This window comes from Erwinia sp. L03-1 (assembly GCF_058686115.1).
This window is the reverse complement of record NZ_CM178762.1, coordinates 1,111,920-1,135,569: the sequence shown is the minus strand read 5'-3', so window position 1 is coordinate 1,135,569 and position 23,650 is coordinate 1,111,920. Positions and strand designations below refer to the sequence as shown.

Genomic DNA, 23,650 nt, shown 5'->3' with positions numbered 1-23,650 from the left:
GCTGCGCCATGCAAAACGCAGACAGGCTGTGAATCCGGCCATAGAGCCCCGGTTGGCGCATCCCGGCGCCCGGCGGTCTGCTTATCTGCCGACTCCACCCGTAGCACCATCTGGAACCGCTATCGCAGAGCTGGGCCCTCTTCCGGCTTAGGCGGGGTCGGCTCAACGCTTTCGCACAAATCCTGTAACGCGCAGGGCTGGCTGATAAAGTCGCCCTGCAGGTAGTCCACCCCCAGCAGGCGCAGCAGCCGCTCGGCCTCTTCCGACTCCACGCCCGAGGCGATAACCTGCATACGCTTTAGCCGGGCTATCATGCAGATGGACTCAATAATTTGATAATTCAGGCTGCTGATAAGCATATTGCTGACAAAGGTGGGGCTGATTTTCAGCATATCCATCTGCACCTCTTCCAGCTGGTTATAGCTGGCATAGCCGCTGCCAAAATTGTTAATCGCCAGCCGACAGCCGAGATGCCGAAGCTGAGTGATTGAGCGGTTTCCCCAGCTGTAGTCGGTCAGCATGGGCGACTCTTCCACTTCAATAATCAGCTGCCAGGGCTCAACGCCATACTCCTGCATAAAAACCTGCAATTCGCGGGCCAGCTGTGGCCGACACAGGCTGGAGGCGAAGAGCCGGATGGCAAAGCGTACGCCCGGCAGTTTTTCCCTGTGGCGCTGTATAAAAGCCAGCGCCATCAGGATCACCTGACGGTCTGCTTCCCACGTCAGACCAAATTCATTGATAAGGGGTATTAAACGCGAATATTCGACCCACTCGCCATAGCGGTCCGCCATCTGAGGCCGGATTTCGTAATAATCATCGCCACGAACGCCAGCGATCTTTTGCACCATCAGCTGAAAACCGCCATGTTTAAGCGCGGTCTGCGTATCATTCAGCAACGCGATCTTTTCAGCAACCTGCCGCTGTGCCGTCTGCCCCCGACGCTGCTGTAGGTTTTCCGCGACGCCACTGCGCAGTGAAACCTCTGCCATGGCGCTTAACTCACCCAGCAGCTCATGCAGATGGTTGACCGGTGGCCGGACGCTACAGTAACTCAGTCCCACGGCCGGATGGATCGGCAGGCCATCCCAGCTAAGCTGATAATCTTTCAGTCGTACCGCAACATTCTCGATGCGCTCAACATGGTGGTCATAATTCAGACGCATCACCAGATCGAAACCCGGCAGCTGATAGACGTCCTCCCCCGGCTGTAATTCAGGCATCAGATGGATAGCAAGGCTGCGTTTATACTGGATGCGCATCTGTAGCCCGTAAGTTCTGCTCAGGCGGTCCAGGTCAGGAATACTCAGGAAACAGAGCGTTGAACGCGGGCTTTCGGCAAGATCCTGCGCCAGCGCACGCAGGTTAGGCAGCCTGAACACCGGGTCGCTGAGCGAGGCGCGTTTAACTCTCGCCAGTGCGAAACGCTGCCGCGTACTGATACTCGCCATCAGCAGGATAGTCAGCGTAAACACCAGCATATTGACGGAGATGACCGCCAGATGGTGGGGGTCCGTCTCCGGAGAGAGAAAGCGATCGCGCAGCTGGTAAATGCAGAGTAAGAGCATCGCCCAGCTTAGGGAGGTAATAAGATAGCCGAAGCGCACGGCAGACCACAGCATCAGTGGCAGAAACAGGGGCAGACCATAATCGGTATTCAGCAGGTTTTCATCGGCCTGTTCGAACTGTAGCTGCACCCCCAGCAGAAAGATCAGCAGGCCGGCCCACAGTGTCAGCTCAGCCTTACTGACGCCCGTGGCCATTTGCCTTATGGCCCGACGGGCGAGCAGGCTAATAAACGCTGGCTTGCGAATGCTGCGTATTACAAAGTAGCACAGCTGGATCATCACCAGGCAGGAGAGCAGCACTGACTGATAATTAAGCAGTGTATGCAGCGACAGGGCTGAACGGGAAAATACGGAGTGATTAAACGGTGTCAGCCCCAGCAGCGTCATTACATGCATAGTGAACACAAACAGCGTGGGCGTCATAAATGCCAGCCAGAACAGGCGAACTGACATCATGCGGAATTCCCCGTAATCCACCCCCCAGCGCTGGCGACTATGTAAACGGTAGCCCGCCCAGCACAGCATCAGCACGGTAAGGAAAACAGCGACAATGACGCTGGCCGTAAGCAGGTTGTAGCGAAAAAAGTAGTAGCTGGCTAACCCCAGCGCAATGCCCGGAAAAGCCCCCCAGTCATAAACCAGCAGCATCGCCACCAGCATTGCCAGCGGAAGATAAATCAGATACACGTAGCCATCCGCCATCCACAGCCGGACGGAGAGCTGGGTACATAGCGGCATCAGGATCAGCGGAAGTAGCAGGGGTAATCCCAGTCTGCTGTGATAAAAATATTTGAACCAGTGGGTAATTCTCATTGGGCTCGATATGCTGTGAGAAAATAACAATGATTCCCCGGGCGGGCTGCCTGACGAGGGACACTCTTTTGCGCGTCATGGTAAAGTCTATCGACTACTATAACTTGATATAAGTCAAATTAGTGCAATTTTCATCCATATCAGTTTTACCTTTGCGTGAATCTGCGATTATTCAGCCACTTCCCGCAAACAGCGGCGATCTCACTATTTATTGCCTGCTTTTCATTGATCAAATTACGTGACTGTGTCTAAATTGCACTACTGCCCGCATGGGCTAACCTCAGGACAAACTGCGTGAACAGGGCTATGCCATTACCCCGACGTAAAAAAACCAGCCGGATGACCCTCATCGTACTGCTGGTGAGTTTTATTCTTCTTGCCGCCAGACTCATTTTTGTTATCCCGGGCGCTATTGAGCATCATCAACAGAAACAGCACGACGCTCCGGTACCTACCGTCATAGCGAAATAGCAGTATGAGTAACCGTTTACGCCTCTGAACAGCTGCATGAGTAACCGTTTGCACGTCTGGTGACGCAAAAAAAACGGGCTTAGTCGCGGCTAAGGCCATATTGCGCAATACTTATCCCCCCGACTTTTTTTTGCCAGACACAAGGGAATTTTTATGTCTGTAGCTTTATCTCACGCCCAGCAGCTCTCTGAAATACGCAGTCGTATTCTTAACCTGCTGCTGAACGATGGCGGTCTGGTCGATACGCTGCTTGGACGTCCACTGAAAGAGTCCCCTGCCGATGCCAAAGCGCATCAGGAGCAGGCTGAAGAGATCGCCCAGTATATTCCACTGCTGCACGCGGCTGACCTGGCCGACCTGCTGGAAGCGCTCCCCGAAGAGGAGCGCCTGGCGCTGTGGCAGCTGATCGGCACCGATCGCCGTGGACGCGTCCTGATCGAAGCCTCCGAAAGCGTCTGGGAAAGCCTGATTGAAGAGATGAGCGACCGCGATCTGCTGCGCGCCATTGAACCTCTGGATATCGACGAACAGGTCCACCTTGCTAAATATCTGCCGCGCGATCTAACCGGCCGCCTGCTCACCTCCCTGGAACCGTCACTCCGCTCCCGCGTGCTGGAAGTGATGGATTTCGACCGCGATCGCGTGGGTCGCATTATGGATTTCAATCTGATCACCGTTCGGGCAGATATTACCCTGGGGACCGTTCAGCGCTTTTTGCGCCGCAGAAAAGTGATCCCGGACGGGACGGATAAAATTTTTATCACCGATAAAAACAATATGCTGCTGGGTGAGGTTACGCTCACGGATATCCTGCTCAATACGCCGAAAATGAAGGTCTTCGACGTTATGAATGCCAGGCCGACCACCTTTCTGATTAATGACAAGGCAGAGGATGCCGCAGGGGCATTTGAGCGCTATAACCTGATCTCCGCAGCGGTGATTGATATTAAAGGAAAGCTGATGGGGCGCGTCACCGTCGAGGAAATTGTAGACCTGGTGAATGAAGAGAGCGACAGCAATATCCGTAAAATGGGTGGCGTGAACCCGGATGAAGATGTGTTTGCCCCGGTCAGAAAAGCCGTACGCACGCGCTGGACGTGGCTGGCCGTCAATCTCTGCACCGCGTTTGTTGCCTCGCGGGTGATTGGCCTGTTTGAAGATACCATCTCTCAGCTGGTGGCGCTGGCGACGCTGATGCCAATCGTGGCGGGCATTGGCGGGAACACCGGTAATCAGACCATCACCATGATTGTCCGTGCACTGGCGCTGCATCAGGTCGAACCGGGTAACTTCTCCTTCCTGATTGGCCGCGAGCTGGGCGTCGCACTGATTAACGGGCTGTGCTGGGGAGGCATTATGGGTGGCGTCACCTGGGCGATGTACGGCAACCCGGAGCTGGGCGGCGTCATGATGCTGGCAATGGTGCTAAATCTGCTGCTGGCGGCGCTGATGGGCGTCCTTATCCCACTGATTATGACCAAACTCAAGCGCGATCCCGCCGTTGGCTCCAGCGTATTGATTACCGCCCTGACCGATACCGGCGGATTTTTTATCTTCCTGGGTCTGGCAACGATCTTCCTGCTGCACTGATTTTCCGGCAGCCTTCAGGGCTGCCGGGGCGCTGTACCACATTTCCGGCAGCGGCTTGCCATCATCGCCTGCCGTTTCGCATTCAGGCTGGCTGGCTTCCAGCAGGCCGGTAATCAGTTCAAACAGCGGTGAGAATGCATTGCCCTGTTCCTGATGGTCATAATCGGGGATTGCAGAGTATCTGGGGAGTGATCTGGCAAAAATTACTACCAGAGTGCCTGAGAAACAGTAATGCACGTAGACTGGGGAAACACGTATTTCAATTGGCGATGCACGCTTATTGAGCAATGACGAAAATATTGTCGCAATCAGAATCGACAGTAAGAGTGAAGTCGGAATCGTCAGTCCTGACTTTGAGTGCACTGGCATCGTCACGATTTGGCCCTTGATTATCCCTATGAGGACGCCAGTAACCATCGGTACAAAGCAACAATATCTCTCCATCTCGCCAGTTAAAATTTACCTGGTCTGGCACGGTAAACCGACGAGCTTTTAAAACCCGGGTGAGGAAGCAAGCATAACTTTCATCTAACTCTGGGAAGGTGTTAACAATAATATGAGGATCGTTAATCCAGTTAATATTGTAGTGATTGCTGTTTAGCTTCCATGAATCATATCTCCATAAATATTTTTTCCAGCATATTTGCAGCTAAGGCCGCCTCACGCTGGTTTCCGAGCCTGATGGCATCCACCAGAGCAAGCATTGCATATAAATCACCATCCTGCCGAACAGCATGGGGAACGGTGTGGAACAAAGGTATCACTTTCAATCCTTTACTTTTTGCTCTTTCATCAGACCAGACCGCGATCAACTCACCCGAACTGAAAAGCCTTTCGTTTAACACAGGAGCAGAAAAAGAAGTGGCTATTCCACGAGTCAACTCTCCCATCCTGACGGGGAAGACATACCTTATTCCGTAGATGATAAATTCGAGCAGGGATTTCTTATTTGTTCTCGGCACCCCATATTTACGGTCTTTCTTAGCCAGACCAATATCCATGCATCTCTTAATAGAATCTGCTATTTGTGTTTTACTTATACCCGTAGTTTTTTCCAGGCCACGAACGGTATAAAGACTTCCACGGTAAACTTCAATCTCACTAAATTCAATGATTCCTTTTTGCTCCAATACCTCTTCTTCTGTGACGTCCCAGTCCTGCCATGACTCAGGCCATGGCCTTAATTTTTCAGCACCGCCCAGATGCTTTTCCTGACGTTGCAGCGATACCAGCTTCAGCAACAACAAAATGTCTTGACCTTTCATGCTCTCCTCACCCCCCATGTCCTATGTCCCGGGACCAGGGACAATACTGGTTTGGTTAAATTAATAACGCAAGTTAAATTTTAAATCGAACCGGGTCACAGAGAATAAATCGAGGTTTGTTACTCACATCGTTCACCGGCAGGCAGAGGGTATAGGTGATGCTCAGCACGCTCCGGATCAAGGTCGAGCACCCAGCCCTGACTCAATGTAGTCCTTGCGCTTCGCTAGTCCTTCACCACTATCAGGCTGGGCAGAGGAGACTCTCCCCCCAAGCTAACGCCAGACACAAAAACAAAAAAGCCCGCAGTTACGCGGGCTTCAGGACATTTTTTGCTAGATCGTGCAGGCTGTTGCCAGACGTTAAATCATTCCCACCCTATGATTGATTATCAATTAAATTAATTTAAAATCAATAATATATAGATTCCTATTACATAGATGCCATGAAAAATACCATTCCTCACGATTCGGCTGCCCAAGGCCGACGCACGAATCTAATGTAAACCCCCATTTCGTCAACAGGTGAAGCGTATTTCCTGATCCCTAAGTCGGAGCTCACCAGAAAGATTGGTGAACAAGGAGTTGCGGGGACCGACTGCACCAGCCATGGGGTGTGGCTTGGGACTGAATTCCGAAGCAGCGCAGTCTCTCGACGTAACCCCAACGCTTCTCGCACATTCTCTTTTGATGACATACGAACGTCCTTGCAACTGATTCCTGCATAGACCTGAAAATGTGCTGGGCGTTCACCTGATTTTGGCTCTAGAACACAAACGTCGAGTTCGTGCCGTGCTTCGCGAGGGGCCTTACCGGGTGCCCCACCGCAACGATCCCAACTCAATGATTCAAATTCGACCGAGGTCCATGCTTCGCCCAAGTTGGTGCCAGCGGCATCGAGCAGATCAAAGTGCGAGAACCGCTTGCGATCGGCCAGGGCGGGCTTGCTTGCCACGATCACCTCCGACGGTTTACCTCCCTTAGACGGCGGCTGGTGAATGATTGAACCTTTGGGATGCGCACGCCGAAAGGCTCGCAGAATTCGAGCCAGGACCAGCATTTCGTACAGCTTGTCTCGGGTCATTGCTTGCAATTGAAGGGGCGACGGCGCCTTTGCCGCAATGTCAAATAGCGCACCTACGGCTTTAACTAGGTCCGGCGGCGCTGGCTGCTTCTTCTTTTTCTTGGTGCCTGACGTTGCTGCAGTTGTAGTACTCATAGTTCCTCCAGGGTCTCTCGGGGGAGAAATTCGAGCAATGCATTTCGCAGTGCGACTTGCTGTTTCGTCGGGCGTCGTCCCAACTTACTTCGTAAGCTGAGTTTTCGGTTCCCGACGCGCATCTTTAGGGAGTCGATCTGCTGCTCGTGCCCCAAAGCCTGATTGAGTTCATCGCGTACGACTTGTTCGGTTCCGCTGTGCACCGGGAAAGCGAGGACCATCAACAACGACAGGGCTTCTTCAAATCGCTCTTTGATCTCCAGAAGCTTGGCATCCGCCGCGACACCATCATGTTGCGTTCCATCCAAGGGTGCCTCTCTAAGGGGCTCATCCGGCTCGACCGGAGCACTGATCCTAGCCAACTCTATAAATTGGTGCATTAAGGGCCCCTCATACTCGCAGGCTCGTCGATGAATTTCATGAAGCGCCTGCTCAAGATCATCCTCACCTTGAAATCGGATTTGCATACTCCCTCCATGAATATTCCAGTGCCGAGGCCTTGGTAGCGGTACAATAATTTTTGCCAAAACTGATGCGTGTCCTCACACTTCTCACGACCAGGGCATCAAGTCAAGCGCTTGCTTTTCGCGCTGCCAGTTTTGCTTCAAGTAGACGATAGGCCCTCTTCTCATCAAGCTTCGGAAGGTTCGGCTCGTTCCGCAACAGATCAGCCAGCACCGGCGTCACAACATCGAACAGCGCCGATAGCAGCGCCTCACCGACCGCGCGCGGCTCTGCCAGATCCTCCAGCAGTCCCGACATTTCGCCGTGGGCAAGCTTGTTGCGGCCTTCTCGATAAACCTTGTGAACAGCGGTATCCACCGTGAGCGCTCCCTCAGGCACAGGCTCATCCTCAGGCTTGAGCGCGGTCTCGGCGAAGGCAGTCATGTCCTTGGCGCTTCCCCCAGCACCGGAAAGTGCGTCGGCGGCGCAACCATAGTCCACAACGGCCATGAAGTCTGAAGCTTCGCGACGAGCTTCACCGACCCAATACAACGCGTTGGCCCAACGTTCGACGAGATGCAGCGCATGTCCGGTTCGTCGCCCATCGGCGTAGTGCTGCAAGATGCACCCGGCGGCATCCAGGAAAGATTGCTCACCCGCCATCTTGGCAGCTAGTGCACCGGGGCGTCCGCCAATGCCAGGCATCTGTACGCTCGATCCACGCAATATCCGGCCGTCCAGCGTAGTCGCGAACCGGTCCTCTGCAAAAAGATGCTGCCGGCCAGCTTTCGTAAATCGTCGCGCATCCTCAACCTGGAACCTCAGTCCGATTGAGTCAATCGCAAGCCCCACCACCACCGACGCCTTGAAATGAGACCGCGCATGCTCATGCCCGTCCATACGTATGGTCGCTACCCAGCTGTAATGGCGCAGCGTATGCAGTACGTCCAACGCATGCAACGCATAGCGGCCACCCTCGTCTGCAGCTGATCGGGCGGTCAATTCCTCCATATCCAGTTCACGGTCCTCCACTTGGCGGACGAGCTCGCGGACCTCCGAGTCTTTGACAAAGGAATCGAGCCATTCCGCTCTCGGCAGGAATCGCACCGGCCCCACGGCGAATGCCGGCACGGCTTGATCGGAGTGAAACAGATGGCAAGGGATATGCCGGTCGACGTCGGGACTCGCGCTGGCGGCCAACTGCTGCAAGCGCGCTTGGTAGTCGTCGGCGAGCACCATATAAAAATCGTCACCGAGCAGCACGTCATGCTCATTCTGGCCATCCGGTACTGTTGGAAGGCGCGATTGGCAGTCGAGAAGCGTGTCCCCGATGGCCAGGAACGAGAGCTTCGTGAAGGTCACCCGATCAATCGTCTGGCGCAGGGCTTCGCGTGATTTCCAGCTTTGCTGCGACAGCAAGTGAGCTGCGTCCACGCCGGCTTGCGTGACCCGATACTGACGGCCTTGCGACACCGGAATGGCAAGCGGAACGAAGGGGTTCTCACTGAGCGCATGCCATTGTGCAAAGGTCATCGTCTTCGCCGTGATCACGTCCTCGACGATCATCTCCATGAGCTTCCAAGGCGGCGTATCTTTTGCACCGCCCGAGCTTGCAAACTTGTTCTCTCTTGCCATATTTCCCTCCCGCTAGCCCAATATGGGGCTGGCGCTACACACAACCAACTTCATTGATCCGCGGGTCATGGCCAAATATAAATGCTGTGCGCTCATGCCCCAATCGATTATCAATGAGTAGGTAAAACCCAGTAAAATTGGCGTTCATGGGTAGGACGAAAAAAAGACCATGAAAAGTACCATTTAACATCTCAACGCATTATTCTTTAAATATCGCAGATTATGCCAAACTAGTCTGAAGTACGTACTCAAATTGACTAAGCAAACCTTCTGTTGCGCCTAAAGCGCCCTGCGAAACCTCAATTACCTTGATACTGCCCGCATCCTGAAATAAGTATCGAAGGATTCTCAATCCAATCGGGAATAGTCGATGAGCCACGCTTAGCCATTCCGCACTGGGGTGATACCTCCCAATCAAGAACACTCCCACGAGAGACAATAGTTATCCAACTAGCTGATGGGTAGTCGCTGGTGACCTGAAAAAAACTGCATCAGTCCAACCGGAGTAGAGCATGGCCCAAAACAGAGCACTTAAAAGAACCCTACATAATTTATTCAAAGTTAATGTCAGCCTGCGATAGGCCTTAAGTCGATTCTAACTTTCGGGATCTGCAGACACCTAGATCTTCGGCTTGTGCTTAGTCAACCAACAGTGGTCTAATAGTATTAGAGCCGTTTTTTACCTGTTACGCAGACTTCTTTCGACAAGGACTGCTCAATGACCTCCCGACCGACCCTGCAAGTGGATCCGCTGCTCACCGCCAATCTCGATGCCCTACTCAGTTCCGTGGTCGATGCTGACCAGCGCCAATTAAAGAGGCCCGTTGGCGCTCGCTCCGAACGCGAGACACTGAAGGACAAGCGCCTACAAGAGCTGCTTAACCGCTGCCGCGAAGAAGCACTGCAACAAGTGGTCGGCCCTTTCGGATTAACCCCAGCAATGTTCTCGGATATTAATGGTGGCAACGTCACCACCCAGCACAATGCTAACCAAGACATCTATGCCAAGGCATCCGAGCACTATGATCGTAAAGCCGACTACGATTACTCCGCCGCGAGAAAGCAGAAAATGAAGGATGCGGTGAAGGACGGCACGATGAACTCACAAACATTCATCGACACATACACCAATGAAAAGGCACCGACCAAGCGCACCGCCAAGTCAAATGGCAAGCTGGTGATGAATGCCGAGCTGGATCACACCATCCCCCTGAAGCAGGCACACAAAAAAGGTGCCTGGATGCTTACTCCGGAGCAACGCAAGGCGTTGGCCTCGGAAAAAGACAATCTGCATTTCACCACCTTTGAAAATAACCGAGAAAAGAGTGATACCGCCGCAGAGACCGCACTCTCTGCCGAAAACGGTTACGACGAATCCATTACCAAGCCGCTGATCGACAAGGCTCGCGCCGCCATCGATCAGCATCAGCCCGACACCAAAGACCGCTTGATATACCACGGCAAGGAGCTGGGCATTACAGGCGCGAAGGAATTCGGCAAGACCGGCCTGCGCAGGGCAATGGGAGTGCTGTTATTCGAGGTGGTCAACGGCAGCTTCGTCGAAGTGCACAAGGTGGTCAGCCAGCGTGACGATCAGCAGCCCCTACTCGACCGCGTGGTAGCAGCGGTTGAGCGTGTGTTGAAGCGCGTTCAGAGCAAGTTTAAGGCAGCTTTCGATGCTTTCTTCGAAGGCGGCCTTCAAGGTCTTGTGAGCAACCTGTTGACCTTCCTAATCAACAACCTCATCACCACATCGGCCAAGGTTGTAACCATCATCCGAGAAGGCATGCAGGAACTGTTCAAGGCCCTCAAGCTACTGCTCTGGCCCCCCAAGGAAATGTGCGGCACCGAGGTTATGCGGGCGGTCAGCAAGAGCTTGGCCGGCCTGTTCACCTTGGGTGCCGGCATGCTCTTGGAGCAATCGGTTAACACCTTCATCGTAGGTATCCCGGTGCTCGCACCGCTCGCCGGAACGATCACCCCGGTGCTAACCGGCCTGATGACCGGCCTCGCCAACGCTCTGCTGATGTACGCCATCGACTCGCTTATCGATTGGATGTTGGACAAGGGCACTGATTTCATCAACGTGCAGATCGATACCCTGCAAGCCACCGCCGAACTGGGCGAGCGCATGATTGAACAGGTAGAGCTGCAATTTCGACTTTCGGCGCGCTACCGGATGATGGTCCAGCTAAATCAGCGCATCTCCGTGCGCTTCGATCAGGCAACCGAGGCCGCGCAAGCCTCAGTGCAGCACGCGCAAGGCGCCATAGGAGAACAGGCGGAGACTATCGCCTCGTTATCCCAAGCCATCGATAGCAAGAAAAAGTTTAACGAACGCCTCGGTTTGTTGCTTCAGCAGGTCAGGAAGGAAACATAAGGGATGTCCAAGATCATTGCCCAACTTGCAAGCACCGTTCCCAGCGAAGACCTGCTCGCCCAGATAGACATCGCTGAGGTTTATAAGAAGTTCCACAGCACGTTCAAGCGCCTCGACGATTTCAAGCAGGTCCGCGACCAACACGAGCAGCGTAGCTTTCTCGGCCGCCTGTTCAATCACGGAGAACTGAAGAACGCCCAGCTCGACGCCCAGGAAGTGCAGGCGGAATTTGCCAAAACTCTCGCCCAATTGATGGTGATCAGCTCGTTGCAGGCCCAGCAACTGACTGAGCAGCAGGGACAACTTGCCGACCAGCAGAAGGCCTTGGATGCCAAAGCCGAGGAACTGGCCCAACAGAACATACTTCTCGAACAGCACCAAGCCGAGATCAAGCACCAAGCAGCACACTTGCGCCAATACGTCACCGACCTGTTGAAAGTCCAGGGGCTGACCGACGAACACGGCGAAATACTGATCAGCATCGCCAAAGAAGTAATGGAAACCCGGGATGGTCTGCTGGCAGACTTCGACAATCGCATGCATCAGGTGCAAGGCGTACTGGATGAACAGCAGCAGTTGCTCCGAGAAGTCCTCCATGAGCAGGCGAGTTCCCTAGAACAGCGCCTCACGCAGTTGCAGCAAGTAGTCGACTCAACCCAGGAAAAACGTCTCCAGACTGTTGAGCAATGTCTGCTCACTACATTCAACGAACAGAGCAGCGAAGCCACACGCCAGATAGAACGACTCGATGCCGACTTGGTCCTTCAAGCGCAGCAGCAGGAAGATAAGCTCCGCGACCTAGATCGGCAGCTCTCGGAATTGCGCGAAGTGCTGACCGAACAGGCCCAAACACTGCTTAACGAACGCAACGAACGACAGCTGGAGTGGGCCGAGCACCAAGCAGGGCTGCATGCCTTACGCAATGAACAGAGCAATGGCGAAATACGCCTTCGCCGTGAGCAGCGCCGCCTCCTGGTCGGACTGTATGGCTTGGCGTTAGTGTTCATCGGCACCATCGCCGGGCTCACTTTCTGGAGTCATCAAAGCCTTTTTTAACCCCGGGCGAAGTCCACAAACCTAAAATACCCGGCTTATGAGGAAATTTTCTGTCGGCGACTTAGGCCCGATCGCCATTCCACGATTTTCTCGATGGCAAAAATTCAAAAAAACTAGCCCAAAGGAACGGCATTACATGAACAAGATATTGTGGGTTAAATTTGGTTGGTCAGAATATTATCGAGGTGGCGACATTGCTGGTAACTTTGCTTGGCTAAATAAAAACAGAGGGACGGAAAATGAAGGGCGAGGTCATGAAGCCTACAACTTTATGCCAGATATCGACGGGACTTACTACTGCTATGTACCCCCACAAGGAGGTAACTACGCACCTTATCACGACGACGCAGAAGGGTGGACGGTTGTATGCTTGGCAAAAAATCCGACCACTCCAGGCATACACGTAGTTGGTTGGTACGAAAACGCAACGCTTCATGGTGAGTGGATAACCCGCCCTAATAGCACCGATCCGCGACAGCAAATTTTCCCTCATCCTGCTTATGATTGGTCATATTGCATAACCAGTAATTCCGCTTACTTCATCCCGCCCGAGGAGCGAATTCTGCCATTCTCGGATCTATCCGTAAAACAGGGGAAATACTCGTTTCTTGACGGCCCTGACGTAACGAAGACCGACAATAAAATAAGGGTTCAAGCTCGGCTTGAGAGTTTAATGAATCGCTTGGCCTCAGTCGCAATTCATAACCCTAATGAATGCAGTGTTGTTGACCCCGAACTGGATCAAGTCGATCCACTTCGGGGATTTGGTACCCCTGAACATCGTAAAGTCGTGGAGTTAGCCGCGGAAGATGCTGTTATCGAATATTATACAGAACAAGGCTACAGCTACCAGCGAACAACACACCTTCCCTGCGGATATGACTTTATCTTCACGCGCGGCGAATCAGTGCTGCATCTCGAAGTTAAGGGTACCGCCGGTACTACACCACGTTTTTTCCTTACGCGTAACGAACACAATGTAGGATTGATGCTTAATCCAGACTGGAGGTTAGCCATAGTAACATCGGCGCTATCTTCCTCCCCGCAAGTCACTGTGTACGAATCTCGTCAGCTAAAAGAGGCGTTTAACCTTGAACCTTACGTTTACATTGGGGCATTCGCACCAAAACCCGAATCCTAATGTTTAAATCCTGTACCGTTAGCGCGACAAAAACAAAAGCCCACTGTTACGCGGGCATTTGTTTATTGCGAACAGGATCACTCCACTCGATTATCAATTTAAAATAAAAGTAGTTGTAAACATATGCATAGAAAATTAACGAATCCAAAAACCATGAGAAATACCATGTCCAGTAAAAAATGTTCAAGAAGTCGAATTCACATCTCTTGTGGCAAAAGCTAACGATATGCGTCGTCTTTGTTTAGCAACACCTTGCGGTAAAATCGCGTTCCACTCCAATCAAGTCTCTACCGCTCCCGGAATCTGGGTCAAGCGCATTGCGTCGGTTCTTTGATACGCCACTGTCCTGCGTGCAATACGCAGCGTAGATGAAGCTGCCGAGCTGAGCGACCCTCTCCTTAGAACTCAATCGCGACGGGCAGACATCATTGAGTTGATTCAGATATTATAATATGATGAGAGTAGCTAACCATATAACACTAGGCGAACCATCATAAATTATACGTGATATAAAGGCTTGGAATGGCTTGCGTAAGTTTATTCCATCTCAACTCTGAAGTTGCTGAAATGCTCGTCAAACATAAAGGAATGGCTAGACGTGAATGATTTATCGACCAAACAAAAAAAACTCACCTATAAACTCAGCGCAATTTTAATTGGTTCAATTTTATTTTTTTCTGCCTTTTATTGGCTGGCAGGGAACTTTGAAGGACATGGCGTAACTAAGAACAATAAATCTGCTGATATTTATGAGTTGGTTTATTTTAGCGTGGTTTCTATTACGACGCTTGGTTATGGTGATTTTACACCGACCGGTATATCTAGGCTCTTTGCCTCTCTCGAAGCAATATTTGGCATTGTGTTCATAGGTTATTCAATTTCACAAGTTTTGTCCCTGCGCCAGTCCACGCTAGTAGAATACTCCGTTAATTATGGCATCCATGAGGCATATAATCAATGCATTGAATATCTTATCGACGCCAAAGAATCCATAGGAGACAAGAGGAGGGAAATTCAAAATGGCATTATCCCTCAAACTATCTCTTTCATATACAACAGATCCAACCCTTTTTATTCATCTACAAAAGCGTTGCGGATTACAAATGGATACTCCTCTCACCTTGTTAATATAGGAAAAATTGAAGAGCTCGTTAAGCATGTGGAACGCGCAGCACATCATGTTGAAGAGCTTGCGGGATTTACGAGAAAATATCTTAACTTGCTACAAAATAAAAGCATAGACTGGAAGCAGGATAGAACCATTTTAATTCTTCTGACACTGTGTGATCAGATCGATTATTTCGTAGATCAGTTTATCGAAAAAACCAGCTATGCGATTAAACCATATAAGGATGGCGGCATGTATAGGGATGTAGTTAAATCCATAACGAATGATATTCGGAAAAAGTGTTAAAATATTAAATAGGCTTGAAATTATGGCGCGGCTTAATAGAGCCTGTAATTTAAATTGTGTATCTGCCTGTTTTTGATATCTTCACTCCAACAACGGAGACAGGCAAATTATGGACGAAAAGAAACTCAGGGCCCTTGCGACTGAACTGGCTAAAGGCCTTAAAACCGAAGCCGATCTCAATCAGTTTTCCCGTATGCTGACAAAGCTTACCGTTGAAACAGCGCTCAATGCTGAGCTGACTGATCACATCGGCCACGAGAAGAACGCCCCCAAAACAGGCTCCAATACCCGTAATGGCTACTCGTCAAAAACCTTGCTTTGTGATGATGGTGAGATTGAAATCAGTACGCCACGCGATCGTGAAAGCACCTTCGAACCGCAACTGATAAAGAAAAACCAGACACGTATCACCCGGATGGACAGCCAGATTTTGTCCCTGTACGCCAAAGGCATGACCACGCGAGAAATCGTCGCCACCTTCAAAGAGATGTACGACGCGGATGTTTCACCCACGCTGATTTCTAAAGTCACCGATGCGGTTAAAGAGCAGGTCGCAGAGTGGCAGAATCGCCCCCTGGATGCACTTTATCCCATTGTTTATCTTGACTGTATTGTTGTAAAAGTTCGCCACGGTGGTAGCGTGATTAATAAAGCCGTCTTCCCCGCACTGGGCATTAATACCGGAGGCCAGAAAGAGCTCCTGGGCATGTGGCTGGCAGAAAACGAAGGCGCAAAGTTCTGGCTCAGCGTGCTGACGGAGCTTAAAAACCGGGGCCTTCAGGATATCCTGATTGCCTGCGTGGACGGTCTGAAGGGCTTCCCGGATGCGATAAACAGCGTTTATCCCCAAACGCATATCCAGCTATGCATTATCCACATGGCGCGTAACAGCCTGAAATACGTGTCGTGGAAGGACTACAAAGCCGTGACTGGCGGGCTGAAAGCGGTGTATCAGGCTCCAACAGAAGAGGCGGCGTTAATGGCTCTGGAGCAGTTCGCAGCGGTCTGGGACGATAAATACCCACAAATCAGTAAAAGCTGGTATGCACACTGGGAAAATCTCAATACGTTTTACAATTATCCACCGGATATCCGTAAAGCTATTTACACTACGAACGCCATCGAATCGCTGAACAGCGTGATCCGTCAGGCAATAAAGAAACGCAAGGTGTTCCCGACGGATGACTCGGTGCGGAAAGTCATTTATCTGGCGATCAGGGATGCTTCAAAAAAATGGAATATGCCGATCCGAAACTGGCGGCTGGCGATGAGTCGCTTTATTATCGAGTTCGGTGACCGCCTGAGCGATCACCTCTAATACGTTGGCAGTTACACAGAATTATTTACAGGCTCAAAAGCTCGACCATTGCTCGTCGTGACTACGGTCTTTCATCAATCACCCATAGTTCATGGATGCCCTCAGCCTTAAGAATAGCCTGCTCAGGCCACTAAAAATCCGTACGTTCCTGGCAGTACCGCTTGTCAGGACTGACAGAAACCGGCCAGAAGCAGTCATTGCTACTCGTCCGACTCATCAGTCTCGCCGAACAAGAATTTTCCTGTGTGCCAAATCGATCGCCCAACGTTGTGAATGAGTTGCTCTCCCTGCCGCAATGGCGAGTCTTCTTCATCGACGCCCGCGAGCTTGATCGCGTCTGTTATCTTTGAGCCTGTAGGGTGTGCATCTCCCACTCGCATATCATAAGCACCGGCAATCTCAGCAAATACTCTCTTGGCTTTGTCGTCTCCAATTTTCTCAGCCAAAATACTTTGGAGTAACTTGTTTGAGCCGAGCTTGGCTTTCTCTTGGTGTGTAGAAAGCTTGCGTAGCTCGGTTACGTTGAGCCTGTCCGAGAATACGCGAATGATGTCCTTGGCTAATCTGAGTAGGCTCGCTCTGTCTTTGCTTGCAAACCTGGATATTTGCTGCCCTACTTCGGGGTCATCAATATCATGGGTGAACAGCGATATTTCGTATTTATGCCTGAAGCCGTCTTCCAAAAGCCTCATGCTTCCAAAAAACATTTCTTCAACCGCATATGTGGATGCCGGTTTCGCCCTCACCTGCGCGTCCAGCAGCTCACTTGAAACCTTTCCTTCAGGAGCTACATTATGCCCCGCCCAAACATGCTGCTCCCATGGGGCGAGTCGTGCGATGTCATAAGCATATACGGTGATAAGATCCGCACTGTTTATCCCGAAATGCGTTTTATATCCTGATGTGGAATTAATAGCTCCAGTTTCAGCCGTGTACCACGCCAACTTAAATCCTCGACTATTGAGAAGCTCATTCACGACGCTGACCCGAAACCATAGCCAGCGGCCTATGTCCTCGTTATCAAGCTCTGCTGATCTCATTCGCGTTCCATCGGTTTCCACGATGAATTGCGGGAGGTTCGGATCTGCATCTCCACGAACGCGTAGGCTTTTTGATTGGTGGTCTATCCATTCCTCACGCCAAAACTCCCCCTCTACCCGTACACCTTTATAGCCTCCACGATGCCCCTTTGAACTTTCATAGTCAGTGTTCGAGTCATTCTCAGGGCCCATCACAGGGGCGTCTTCACCCTCATCTACGTCCGTTCGCCAGGCTCGAAACATCGCCCAGCTTCCCCCAAAGACGTCATCAAGCTTGCGAAGGATTAGGGTGAATTTACCGTTATCTCTTTCCTCATTGTGAGGCTGCAAATTTGAATACACGCTGTCCTCAAATACGGGGACGTTTTCTACCCTCTGTCGGTAGTATGAAAGGCGGAGCGACAGATTTCTGGCCGCTAGATAGTCGAGTAAAAATTCTCTTTTTATTTCTATCTGACGATGCTCGCCATCTTCACTCACTTTCTCGCGAGCTACCACAACGAAATTTTCTTCAGGTCTGACCCAGTTGCCCCCCTCTTTGACCAAGTGCAGCGCGACTACCAAATCAGGGCTCAGTATCCATTTTCTACCACCAACAACAAGTTGCGGGTGTTCATAAACTAGATTGACACCTATTGGCTCTTTATCGTTGTATTGATATTGGTCAATGGACGCATAATATCCATCTTCGTATGCATAAGGCGCGACTGTGTGCCCAATGCCTATGTCGCTCCATCCAAGACGTTCCTCAACTAGCTGGCGATGCTCTGACGGGAATGCAACAGAGCCACAGCCGAAATATTCACTGACATAGCCTACTTCTTTTAGATCCCCTTTCTTGCTCTCAACTGATGCTCTCAAAGGAACCCACGCCGCGTTAGAAAATACCCTGCGGGTTTCCTTGGTCTGGAGAATCCACTCTTCACTCATGGTCGAATTTCCTTTATTCATGACAGCATGCTGGGATTAAGCAATGGCCTTCGCTTGATAGTCTCCTGCCTGCCGTGGATCGAGTAGTTGTAGCGGAATGAAATCGACCCCGCAGGCGTGATGGCTACAAAGAGGCCGTCACGGTCGTTCACTTCGTAGAGCTTGTCTTTCGGCTTGATGTTACGCAGCTTGGTATCGGTCAGCATGGTCAGGTTTCCTCTAATAAAAACACCATGCTCCCCCCTCATTGTACCAAACCAATAAAAATATTATAAATCAATATATTAATTTAAGTAGATACCATGCCTATCTGGTTAGGAGCGACATGATATCTAGTGCCGAACATGGCATTAGGGTGAGATCGTACCATCTACCATGCCATAAAAACGGGGGGCTTGGCGATGCGAAAGCTTGCCAGATAGTGCGAGGTCGAAAACGCAAAAAGCCCGCAATTACGCGGGCTTCCGGGTGTTTCTTGCCAGTCGCTGCCGGTCTATACCAGACGTTAAATCATTCCCACTCAATCGTCGCCGGCGGCTTACCGGAGATATCGTAAACGACGCGGGAGATACCGTCGATTTCGTTGATAATGCGGTTAGAAACGCGACCCAGGAACTCGTAAGGCAGATGCGCCCAGTGGGCGGTCATAAAGTCGATGGTTTCCACCGCGCGCAGGGAAACGACCCAGTCGTATTTACGACCGTCGCCCATAACGCCGACGGAACGTACCGGCAGGAACACGGTAAAGGCCTGGCTAACCTTGTTGTACAGGTCGGCTTTATGCAGCTCTTCAATAAAGATGGCATCTGCACGACGCAGCAGATCGCAGTACTCTTTCTTCACTTCACCCAGTACGCGCACGCCCAGACCCGGCCCCGGGAACGGATGACGGTAGAGCATATTGTACGGCAGGCCCAGCTCCAGGCCGATTTTGCGCACTTCATCTTTGAACAGCTCTTTCAGCGGCTCAACCAGGCCCAGCTTCATCTCTTTCGGCAGGCCACCGACGTTGTGGTGCGACTTGATCACGTGGGCTTTACCCGTCGCGGAAGCGGCCGATTCAATCACATCCGGATAGATGGTGCCCTGCGCCAGCCATTTTACCTCGGTCAGGCGGGTTGCCTGCTCGTCGAACACGTCCACAAAGACGCGACCAATGGTCTTGCGTTTCGCTTCCGGTTCGTCAATGCCCGCCAGCGCGTCAAGAAAACGTGCCTCGGCTGGAACGTGAACAATGTTCAGGCCGAAATGGTCGCCAAACATATCCATAACCTGTTCGGCTTCGTTAAGGCGCAGCAGGCCATTATCGACAAACACGCAGGTCAGACGATCGCCGATGGCGCGATGCAGCAGCATGGCGGTAACCGATGAATCCACCCCGCCCGACAGGCCAAGGATCACTTTGTCATTGCCGACCTGCTCGCGCAGGCGATCGACGGCATCCTCAATGATTTTAGCCGGCGTCCACAGCATTTCGCACTGGCAGATATCGCGTACGAAACGCTCCAGCAGGCGCAGCCCCTGGCGCGTGTGGGTCACTTCCGGGTGGAACTGCACGCCGTACAGACGCTTCTCTTCGTTAGCAATAATGGCAAACGGGCAGGTCTCGGTGCTGGCAACGGTGACGAAGTCTGACGGGATGGCGGTAACCTTGTCGCCGTGGCTCATCCAGACGTCCAGCAGAGGTTTACCCGCCTCGCTGAGCGAGTCTTCGATATCGCGGGTGAGCGCGCTTTCCACTGCCAGTTCTACCTGCGCATAGCCGAATTCACGCTCGCTTGACCCTTCTACCTTGCCGCCCAGTTGGAGCGCCATGGTCTGCATGCCGTAACACACGCCCAGTACCGGAACGCCAGCGGTGAACACATATTCTGGCGCTCGCGGGCTGTCATGTTCGGTGGTGCTTTCAGGGCCACCGGAAAGAATGATGCCGTTCGGGTTGAACTGGCGGATCTGCTCTTCGGTAACGTCCCAGGCCCAGAGCTCACAATAAACGCCCAGCTCGCGCACGCGGCGCGCAACCAGCTGCGTATATTGAGAACCGAAATCGAGGATCAGTATGCGATGTTTATGAATATTTTCCGTCGTCATTTAAGGCGTTTTCCGGCAAAGAAATGAATATAAAAATCGATCGGGTCTGCACGGCAGGTGACAACCAGGGGTTTTACTCGTCGCGCCGTGGACAGATGATCAATAAGCAATGCGGACGGCGAACGGCAGCACGCTGAGCCGTTCGCCGCAGCCATATCAGGAGCCCATGCGGTAGTTCGGAGACTCTTTAGTGATGGTCACATCGTGCACGTGGCTTTCCGAGATCCCGGCGCCGCTGATGCGAACAAACTCCGCTTTGGTACGCAGTTCGTCGATAGTAGCACAGCCGGTCAGGCCCATACAGGAACGCAGGCCGCCCATCTGCTGGTGAACGATCTCTTTCAGCAGGCCCTTATAGGCCACTCGGCCTTCAATCCCTTCCGGCACCAGCTTATCGGCGGCGTTATCGGTCTGGAAATAGCGATCCGACGAGCCTTTGGACATCGCGCCCAGTGAACCCATGCCGCGATAGGATTTGAAAGAGCGTCCCTGATAAAGCTCGATCTCGCCCGGGGACTCATCGGTCCCGGCCAGCATCGAACCGACCATCACCGCCGAGGCGCCTGCGGCAATTGCTTTCGCAATATCGCCGGAGAAGCGGATACCGCCGTCAGCAATAACCGGGATCCCGGTTCCTTCCAGCGCCGCTACCGCGTCAGACACGGCGGTGATCTGTGGTACGCCCACGCCAGTCACAATACGCGTGGTACAGATTGAGCCAGGGCCGATGCCGACTTTCACCGCGCTCACGCCCGCTTCTACCAGCGCCAGCGCGCCAGCCCCGGTCGCCACGTTGCCGCCCACGATTTGCAGATCGGGGTATTTGGCGCGCGTTTCGCGAATGCGCTGGAGTACGCCTTCGGAGTGGCCGTGTGATGAGTCAATCAGCAGCACATCTACGCCTGCCGCGACCAGCGCATCCACGCGCTCTTCGTTACCGGCACCGGCGCCAACGGCGGCACCCACGCGCAGGCGGCCATGTTCGTCTTTACAGGCGTTAGGCTTACGCTCGGCTTTCTGGAAGTCCTTGACGGTGATCATCCCCAGCAGATGGAAGCTATCATCCACCACCAGCGCTTTTTCAACGCGTTTTTCATGCATTTTATGCAGAACCACTTCGCGGGATTCGCCTTCGCGCACGGTCACCAGACGCTCTTTCGGCGTCATCACCGCCGATACCGGCTTGCTTAAGTCGGTGACAAACCGCACGTCGCGACCAGTGATAATCCCCACCAGCTCGTTATCATCGTTTACCACCGGGTAGCCCGCAAAGCCGTTACGCTGGGTGAGGGCTTTCACCTCGCTCAGCGCGGTCGTCGGCAGCACGGTTTGCGGGTCGGTAACTACGCCGCTTTCGTGCTTCTTCACCTTACGGACTTCTTCTGCCTGGCGTTCGATAGGCATATTCTTGTGAATAAAGCCCAGTCCCCCCTCCTGCGCCAGCGCAATGGCCAGACCCGCTTCGGTAACGGTATCCATAGCAGCGGAGAGCATGGGGATGTTCAGGCGAATGGTTTTAGTGAGCTGGGTGCTGAGGTCGGCCGTGTTAGGTAATACAGTCGAATGAGCGGGAACGAGCAGGACGTCGTCAAATGTCAGGGCTTCTTTAGCGATTCTTAGCATGGCAATATCTCAACCTCAGGGTGCGTGAGAACAATTTAAAATATTGCCGCGGCATTATACAGGCCGTAATCGATTGCCTCCAGCATTATTTACGAAAAAACCTTGATCCCCTCAATGAGCCATGTAGTATCGGTTGATTAACCCTCTGATTTAAAGTTTGATCTTCATCACATGTCGCTACCGCCAACCGCCAATATATTTACCGTCAGCCGTCTTAATACCACGGTGCGTAAGCTGCTGGAGATGGAAATGGGCCAGGTCTGGCTGAGCGCCGAGATCTCCAATTTCTCCCAGCCCTCTTCGGGTCACTGGTATTTCACCCTGAAGGATGACGGTGCCCAGGTGCGCTGCGCTATGTTCCGCAACAGCAACCGACGCATGACTTTCCGACCGCAAAACGGTCAGCAGGTGCTGGTACGGGCAACCATTACGCTCTATGAACCTCGCGGTGACTATCAGCTGATTGCGGAGAGCATGCAGCCCGCGGGTGACGGTTTACTGCAGCAGCAGTTTGAGCAGCTCCGCCAGCGGCTGCTGGGTGAAGGACTTTTTGATCAGCAGGCTAAGCAGCCGCTGCCCGACCCGGCCCGCCAGGTGGGCGTGATTACTTCCGCGACCGGTGCCGCCCTGCATGACGTGCTGAGAGTGCTTCACCGACGCGATCCGTCACTGCCGGTGGTTATCTATCCCACGCCGGTTCAGGGCGCAGACGCGCCTGCCCGCATCGTGCGCGCCATCGAAGTGGCTAACGCGCGCGCGGAGTGTGACGTGCTGATTGTCGGCCGCGGCGGCGGGTCGCTTGAAGATCTCTGGAGCTTTAACGATGAGCGGGTGGCGCGCGCTATTTTTGCCAGCCGCATTCCCATTGTTAGCGCGGTCGGCCACGAGACCGACGTAACCATCGCCGATTTTGTTGCCGATCTGCGCGCGCCCACGCCGTCGGCGGCGGCCGAGCTGGTGAGCCGTAATCAGCTGGAACTGCTGCGCCAGCTGCAAAATCAGCAGCAGCGGCTTGAGATGGCGATGGATTACTACCTGGCCCAGCAGAACCGCACCTTTACCCGTCTGCATCATCGTCTGCAACAGCAGCACCCTCAGCTACGTCTGGCTCGCCAGCAGACCGGGCTGATGCGGCTTCAGCGCCGTCTGGATGATGCCATGCAGCTCAGCCTGCGTCAGGCGCGACGTAAGCAGGACGGCGCGCTACAGCGCCTGAGCGCTTTCCAGCCGCAAAAGCGAATTTATCGTGCGCAGCAGCAGGTTCAGCAGTGGCAGTATCGCCTGCAGCAGGCGATGCAGCAGCAGATGAACGTCAGTAAACAGCGGTTTTCGACGCTGGCCGCCCAGCTGGAAGGCGTCAGTCCGCTGGCGACGCTGGCGCGTGGCTTCAGCGTAACGACCTCCGCAGAAGGCCAGGTGGTGAGAAAAACCCGTCAGGTTCATCAGGGTGACAGGCTGAAGACCCGGCTGGACGACGGCTGGGTTGAAAGCGAAGTGACCGCCATTACCCCACTTAAAGCACGGCGTGAGCCTAAAGGCTGAACGGTACTGTCTGCACAGGGTTAGCAGACAGTGCCATTCACTTCTGGAAAGTTTAAGCATACTTATGATTCGTTAACTATACTTTTTTGACACCTACTGTCGATTAAGGAGTT

Annotated in this window: 16 protein-coding genes and 1 pseudogene; 8 read left to right on the top strand and 9 right to left on the bottom strand. The window is 52.7% G+C overall.

Features of this window, described 5'->3' with window-relative positions; genetic code table 11:
- Positions 1 to 119: 119 nt before the first annotated feature.
- Positions 120 to 2,381, bottom strand: a complete 2,262-nt coding sequence (locus tag AC4PCC_RS05265; RefSeq protein WP_492126641.1) for a sensor domain-containing phosphodiesterase — start codon at positions 2,379 to 2,381, stop codon at positions 120 to 122.
- A 306-nt stretch (positions 2,382 to 2,687) separates the two neighbouring features.
- Here AC4PCC_RS05265 and AC4PCC_RS05260 point away from each other — a divergent pair, with 306 nt between their 5' ends.
- Positions 2,688 to 2,852 (top strand): YfgG family protein, encoded by a 165-nt coding sequence (locus AC4PCC_RS05260; protein WP_492126640.1) that lies wholly within the window; start codon positions 2,688 to 2,690, stop codon positions 2,850 to 2,852.
- A gap of 153 nt (positions 2,853 to 3,005) precedes the next feature.
- Positions 3,006 to 4,442: a magnesium transporter gene (gene mgtE, locus AC4PCC_RS05255; RefSeq protein ID WP_492126639.1), complete on the top strand. Its 1,437-nt coding sequence runs from the start codon at positions 3,006 to 3,008 to the stop codon at positions 4,440 to 4,442.
- A gap of 611 nt (positions 4,443 to 5,053) precedes the next feature.
- Here mgtE and AC4PCC_RS05250 read toward each other — a convergent pair.
- The 4 genes from AC4PCC_RS05250 to AC4PCC_RS05235 form a co-directional block, all read right to left on the bottom strand.
- Complete coding sequence (locus AC4PCC_RS05250; protein ID WP_492126638.1) at positions 5,054 to 5,707, bottom strand: hypothetical protein; 654 nt, start codon at positions 5,705 to 5,707, stop codon at positions 5,054 to 5,056.
- Between the two features lie 460 nt (positions 5,708 to 6,167).
- A complete protein-coding gene (locus AC4PCC_RS05245) occupies positions 6,168 to 6,923 on the bottom strand; it encodes a hypothetical protein (RefSeq protein ID WP_492126637.1) in 756 nt (251 codons plus the stop codon).
- A complete protein-coding gene (locus AC4PCC_RS05240; RefSeq protein ID WP_492126636.1) occupies positions 6,920 to 7,390 on the bottom strand; it encodes a hypothetical protein in 471 nt (156 codons plus the stop codon). The genes AC4PCC_RS05245 and AC4PCC_RS05240 overlap by 4 nt, the downstream gene beginning before the upstream one ends.
- Positions 7,391 to 7,493: 103 nt before the next feature.
- A complete protein-coding gene (locus tag AC4PCC_RS05235) occupies positions 7,494 to 9,002 on the bottom strand; it encodes a hypothetical protein (protein WP_492126635.1) in 1,509 nt (502 codons plus the stop codon).
- Between the two features lie 718 nt (positions 9,003 to 9,720).
- Here AC4PCC_RS05235 and AC4PCC_RS05230 point away from each other — a divergent pair.
- The 5 genes from AC4PCC_RS05230 (at position 9,721) to AC4PCC_RS05210 (ending at position 16,311) form a co-directional block, all read left to right on the top strand.
- Positions 9,721 to 11,382 (top strand): hypothetical protein, encoded by a 1,662-nt coding sequence (locus tag AC4PCC_RS05230; protein ID WP_492126634.1) that lies wholly within the window; start codon positions 9,721 to 9,723, stop codon positions 11,380 to 11,382.
- A gap of 3 nt (positions 11,383 to 11,385) precedes the next feature.
- Positions 11,386 to 12,438 (top strand): hypothetical protein, encoded by a 1,053-nt coding sequence (locus tag AC4PCC_RS05225; protein WP_492126633.1) that lies wholly within the window; start codon positions 11,386 to 11,388, stop codon positions 12,436 to 12,438.
- A 136-nt stretch (positions 12,439 to 12,574) separates the two neighbouring features.
- Positions 12,575 to 13,579: a protein NO VEIN domain-containing protein gene (locus AC4PCC_RS05220; protein ID WP_492126632.1), complete on the top strand. Its 1,005-nt coding sequence runs from the start codon at positions 12,575 to 12,577 to the stop codon at positions 13,577 to 13,579.
- 598 nt (positions 13,580 to 14,177) lie between these two features.
- Complete coding sequence (locus tag AC4PCC_RS05215) at positions 14,178 to 14,993, top strand: potassium channel family protein (RefSeq protein ID WP_492126631.1); 816 nt, start codon at positions 14,178 to 14,180, stop codon at positions 14,991 to 14,993.
- A 109-nt stretch (positions 14,994 to 15,102) separates the two neighbouring features.
- A complete protein-coding gene (locus AC4PCC_RS05210) occupies positions 15,103 to 16,311 on the top strand; it encodes an IS256 family transposase (RefSeq protein ID WP_492126630.1) in 1,209 nt (402 codons plus the stop codon).
- Positions 16,312 to 16,511: 200 nt separating this feature from the next.
- On the opposite strand, the gene AC4PCC_RS05205 is transcribed toward AC4PCC_RS05210, so the two are convergent.
- The 4 genes and pseudogenes from AC4PCC_RS05205 to guaB form a co-directional block, all read right to left on the bottom strand.
- Positions 16,512 to 18,281 (bottom strand): hypothetical protein, encoded by a 1,770-nt coding sequence (locus AC4PCC_RS05205; RefSeq protein ID WP_492126629.1) that lies wholly within the window; start codon positions 18,279 to 18,281, stop codon positions 16,512 to 16,514.
- Positions 18,282 to 18,337: 56 nt separating this feature from the next.
- A pseudogene (locus AC4PCC_RS05200) lies at positions 18,338 to 18,487 on the bottom strand (Arm DNA-binding domain-containing protein); the annotation flags it as partial.
- Between the two features lie 304 nt (positions 18,488 to 18,791).
- On the bottom strand, positions 18,792 to 20,372 hold the full coding sequence (gene guaA / locus AC4PCC_RS05195; RefSeq protein ID WP_492126628.1) for a glutamine-hydrolyzing GMP synthase: 1,581 nt from the start codon (positions 20,370 to 20,372) through the stop codon (positions 18,792 to 18,794).
- Between the two features lie 156 nt (positions 20,373 to 20,528).
- A complete protein-coding gene (guaB, locus tag AC4PCC_RS05190; protein WP_067708029.1) occupies positions 20,529 to 21,995 on the bottom strand; it encodes an IMP dehydrogenase in 1,467 nt (488 codons plus the stop codon).
- A gap of 171 nt (positions 21,996 to 22,166) precedes the next feature.
- Here guaB and xseA point away from each other — a divergent pair, with 171 nt between their 5' ends.
- A complete protein-coding gene (xseA, locus tag AC4PCC_RS05185) occupies positions 22,167 to 23,537 on the top strand; it encodes an exodeoxyribonuclease VII large subunit (protein WP_492126627.1) in 1,371 nt (456 codons plus the stop codon).
- The last annotated feature ends 113 nt before the right edge of the window (positions 23,538 to 23,650 follow it).